Source organism: Bacillus sp. HY001 (assembly GCF_007558965.1).
Lineage (GTDB): Bacteria > Bacillota > Bacilli > Bacillales > Bacillaceae_G > Bacillus_A > Bacillus_A mobilis.
Map to the genome: position 1 here is coordinate 1 of NZ_VLTE01000044.1, position 1,193 is coordinate 1,193.

1 rRNA gene is annotated in these 1,193 nt (G+C 51.3%); it reads left to right on the forward strand.

Annotation, left to right across the window (positions count from 1 at the left end):
- A 23S ribosomal RNA gene (locus FOT98_RS20280) occupies positions 1–1,193 on the forward strand; the annotation flags it as partial.

A 1,193-nucleotide genomic window follows, 5' to 3' on the forward strand; every position in this document is an offset into this window, starting at 1 on the left:
GAGGTAGACGAAGCGACCTGGAAAGGTCCGTCGTAGAGGGTAACAACCCCGTAGTCGAAACTTCATTCTCTCTTGAATGTATCCTGAGTACGGCGGAACACGTGAAATTCCGTCGGAATCTGGGAGGACCATCTCCCAAGGCTAAATACTCCCTAGTGATCGATAGTGAACCAGTACCGTGAGGGAAAGGTGAAAAGCACCCCGGAAGGGGAGTGAAAGAGATCCTGAAACCGTGTGCCTACAAATAGTCAGAGCCCGTTAATGGGTGATGGCGTGCCTTTTGTAGAATGAACCGGCGAGTTACGATCCCGTGCGAGGTTAAGCTGAAGAGGCGGAGCCGCAGCGAAAGCGAGTCTGAATAGGGCGTTTAGTACGTGGTCGTAGACCCGAAACCAGGTGATCTACCCATGTCCAGGGTGAAGTTCAGGTAACACTGAATGGAGGCCCGAACCCACGCACGTTGAAAAGTGCGGGGATGAGGTGTGGGTAGCGGAGAAATTCCAATCGAACCTGGAGATAGCTGGTTCTCCCCGAAATAGCTTTAGGGCTAGCCTTAAGTGTAAGAGTCTTGGAGGTAGAGCACTGATTGAACTAGGGGTCCTCATCGGATTACCGAATTCAGTCAAACTCCGAATGCCAATGACTTATCCTTAGGAGTCAGACTGCGAGTGATAAGATCCGTAGTCAAGAGGGAAACAGCCCAGATCGCCAGCTAAGGTCCCAAAGTGTGTATTAAGTGGAAAAGGATGTGGAGTTGCTTAGACAACTAGGATGTTGGCTTAGAAGCAGCCACCATTTAAAGAGTGCGTAATAGCTCACTAGTCGAGTGACTCTGCGCCGAAAATGTACCGGGGCTAAATACACCACCGAAGCTGCGAATTGATACCAATGGTATCAGTGGTAGGGGAGCGTTCTAAGTGCAGTGAAGTCAGACCGGAAGGACTGGTGGAGCGCTTAGAAGTGAGAATGCCGGTATGAGTAGCGAAAGACGGGTGAGAATCCCGTCCACCGAATGCCTAAGGTTTCCTGAGGAAGGCTCGTCCGCTCAGGGTTAGTCAGGACCTAAGCCGAGGCCGACAGGCGTAGGCGATGGACAACAGGTTGATATTCCTGTACCACCTCTTTATCGTTTGAGCAATGGAGGGACGCAGAAGGATAGAAGAAGCGTGCGATTGGTTGTGCACGTCCAAGCA